This window comes from Mycobacterium sp. (assembly GCF_036488105.1).
Taxonomy (GTDB): domain Bacteria; phylum Actinomycetota; class Actinomycetes; order Mycobacteriales; family Mycobacteriaceae; genus Mycobacterium.
Genome location: NZ_DASXHW010000371.1, coordinates 1 through 3,311, shown reverse-complemented (window position 1 = coordinate 3,311; position 3,311 = coordinate 1). Strand labels below are relative to the sequence as shown.

The 3,311-nt window shown below is 66.0% G+C and carries 4 protein-coding genes; 2 read left to right on the top strand and 2 right to left on the bottom strand.

Translation table 11 applies throughout. The features are described 5' to 3' along the window. Positions 1–836 (top strand): NAD-dependent protein deacetylase (locus VGH54_RS19515; protein ID WP_331513720.1); only part of this gene is annotated, 836 nt, incomplete at its 5' end. Here the strand turns inward: VGH54_RS19515 and VGH54_RS19510 are convergent. Next, positions 833–2,092, bottom strand: coding sequence for a cytochrome P450 (locus VGH54_RS19510; RefSeq protein ID WP_331513719.1), 1,260 nt, complete (start codon positions 2,090–2,092; stop codon positions 833–835). The two genes, VGH54_RS19515 and VGH54_RS19510, sit on opposite strands and share 4 nt — an antisense overlap. Positions 2,093–2,225: 133 nt before the next feature. On the opposite strand from VGH54_RS19510, the gene VGH54_RS19505 reads away from it, so the two are divergent. After that, positions 2,226–2,858, top strand: a complete 633-nt coding sequence (locus tag VGH54_RS19505; RefSeq protein WP_331513718.1) for a TetR/AcrR family transcriptional regulator — start codon at positions 2,226–2,228, stop codon at positions 2,856–2,858. On the opposite strand, the gene VGH54_RS19500 is transcribed toward VGH54_RS19505, so the two are convergent. Beyond that, the coding region (locus tag VGH54_RS19500) for a PUA domain-containing protein (protein WP_331513717.1) at positions 2,855–3,311 on the bottom strand (457 nt) is incomplete at its 5' end. The two genes, VGH54_RS19505 and VGH54_RS19500, sit on opposite strands and share 4 nt — an antisense overlap.

Here is a 3,311-nt window from a genome sequence, read left to right as displayed (position 1 = left end):
GCGCGGAAGCTCCGGAGCTGGTCTCCGTGCTGACCGACCGCCGTGTGGCCGTGTTGACCGGGGCGGGGATTTCGACCGATTCCGGTATTCCGGATTACCGTGGGCCCGATTCGCCGCCGAGCAACCCGATGACGATTCACCAGTTCACCTCCGACCCGGTGTTCCGGCAGCGGTACTGGGCGCGCAACCACGTCGGCTGGCGGCACATGGCTGACACCCAACCCAATGCCGGGCATCGCGCGGTGGCCGCACTCCAGCGCAACGGTGTGGTCAACGGCGTCATCACCCAGAACGTCGACCTGCTGCACACCAAAACCGGCAGCCGCAACGTGATCAACCTGCACGGCACCTACGCACAGGTGATCTGCCTGAGTTGTGGCCAGTCCAGGAGTCGCGCGTCGCTGGCTGAGGAACTGGACGCGTTGAACCCCGGTTTCACCGAACGGGTCGAGGCGGTGGGCGGCTTGGCGGTGGCTCCAGATGCTGATGCCGTCGTCGCGGACACCGCGTCGTTTCGCTACCTCGACTGCGCATCGTGCGGTGGCATGCTCAAGCCCGACATCGTGTATTTCGGTGAAAGCGTGCCCAAAGACGTTGTTCAACAATCTTTTTCGCTGATCGATGCGGCTGACGCGCTGCTGGTGGCCGGATCGTCGCTAACGGTGTTCTCCGGCTACCGGTTCGTGCGGCACGCCGCGGCGCGCAAGATTCCGGTGGCCATCGTCAACCGCGGACCTACCCGCGGCGACGACCTGGCCACGGTGAAGGTCAACGGCGGCTGCTCGGAGTTGCTGACGCTGCTGGCCGAGGAGTTGGCCGCGGCGTCAGTTCGCTAGAACGTGCAGGGCATGCTGCAGATGCCGTGAATGAAATTGCCGGCCACGTACACCGGGTCGCCGGCTTGGATATCCGGCAGCTGACGCAAGAGCTCGCCGAAGATCGCCCGCAGCTGCGCCCTGGCCAAGTTCGCACCCAAACAGAAGTGCACGCCGCCACCGCCGAACCCGACGTGAGGATTGGGGTCGCGGCTCAGGTCGAGGCGCTCGGGATGCTCGAACACGTCGGCGTCGTAGTTGCCCGAGGAGTAGAACATCACCACCTTCTCGCCGGCGCGAATGGCTTGGCCGCCGATCTCGACATCCTTTGCGGCCGTGCGACGGAACGTCATTACCGGGCTGGCCCAGCGGATGAACTCCTCGACCGCTCGCCCGATGCGATTGTCGAAATCCTCCAGCAGCCAGGCACGCTGGTCGGGATAGTCGGTGAGGGCCTTCAGCGCGTGACTGGTGGTTTGGCGGGTGGTGTCATTGCCGGCCACGGTGAGCAACACGAAGAACGCGGCGACGTCGGCGTCGGCCAACCTGTCGCCGTCTACCTCGGCCGTCACCAGGCTGGTGAACAGGTCATCGCCGGGATGCTCGCGGCGCTCGGCGGCGAGCATCCCGGCCACCTGATGCACATAAGTCTGCGCCTCGAACAACACCTCCAGCGGGTGGCGACCCTTCAGGTACTCCGGGTCGCCCGACGAGACCATGGCGTCGGCCGCGTGCGCGAGCTGTTGCCGCTCCGACTCGGGGATGCCCACCATGTCCGACAGCGTGCGAATGGGTAGCTCCTTGGCGCAGAGGTCGACGAAATCGGCACCGTTGCCGGCGGATTCGAGTTCCTCGACGATGGTCTTCGCGTTCGCCTTGATCGAATCTTCGATGCGCCGGACCTGCCGCGGGGTGAATGCGGCGCTGACGAGTTTGCGCAGGAACGTGTGCCGCGGCGGGTCCATGGCCAGGAAGGATTGCGACGCTTCGAGCAGCTCCACCGGGAAGTTCTCGAACATGACGCCCTTGCCCGACAGGAAGGACTCGTTGTCGCGGCTGATCGCGACGATGTCGTCGCGGCGGGTGACCGCCCAGTAGCCGGGGTCATCGGGGTCAGGCAGCATGGCGTCTTCCACCGGCGGGTGCCAGCTCACTGGGCGTTCGGCCCGAAGCTCGGCGAATGCCACTTCCCGCTCCTGCGCGCTGGTCGACCAGAACGCGCGGGACGACAGGTCGATGGGGTCGTAGGCGCGGGGGGTCGCGGCCGTCGCTGTCATGGGCGAATCCTCCATCGGCTATGACGCCGGTCACAGTTTCAAGACACCGACGAGAATAGGACTAGACAGAGTGTCTAGTCAAGATGTCATACTGTCGATCGTGCTCTGACCAGTGGTTGAGTCAGGAGGTGTCATGCCGTCAGTCACCCGCAAGCCGCAAGCCAAGCGGCAGGAGCGCCGTGAGCAGATGGAGCGCCGGCTGCTTGACGCGACCGAACGGCTGATGCGCGACGGCGCGAGCTTCACCGAACTCAGCGTGGACCGGCTGTCTACTGAAGCCGGGATGTCGCGGGCCAGTTTCTACATCTACTTCGAGGACAAAGGCCACCTGCTGCGACGGCTGGCCGGCCAGGTGTTCGCCGATCTCGCCGAAAGCGCCGAACGCTGGTGGAGCGTGGCGTGGCGACACGATCCCGATGACGTACGCGCCGGGATGGCCGCCATCATCGCCAGCTACCGACGACATCAACCGGTGCTGGTGGCGCTGAACGAGATGGCCGCCTACGACTCGTTGGTCGGTGCGACCTACCGCAATCTGCTGACCGCCATCACCGGTCGATTGGCCCGTGTCATCGAAGACGGTCAGGCCGATGGCTCAATCCGCGAGCTGCCCGCGCCGACCACGGCAAGTGCGCTCACCTGGATGGTCGAGCGGACCTGTCAACAGAACCTGCCGAGTAACCCGGCCACATACGATGCGGAGCTCGCCAGCACGCTGACCGAAATCGTCTGGGGCGCTTTGTATTTGAAGCCTTTGGCAACCTAGACGGCGACCAGGTCGTCGGCGTGCACTGCGGGACGACGCAGCTCGGCGGGCAACTCGGAGGTCGACCGACCGATCATGGTGGCCAGCTCGGCGGCGTCGTAGGCGACGACTCCGCGAGCCACCAGGGCCTCGTCCGGTCCGGTCAAGTCGACAACGTCGCCGCCGTGAAATCGGCCGGACAGCGCGGTGATTCCCGCTGGCAACAGTGAACGGCGTTGACCCAGAACGGCACTCACCGCACCCTCGTCGAGGGTGAGCGCACCGGCGGACTCGGCGGCATATCGTACCCAGAACCGGCGCGCCGACATGCGGTTGGGCCGCGCGGCGAACACCGTGCCCACCGAAGCATCCGCCAGTGCCGCTTCGGCGTTGGCGGCGGCGGCCAGCAGCACGGGCACCCCGGCATCGGCGGCCAGCAGCGCCGCCGACACCTTGGACGCCATCCCGCCGGTA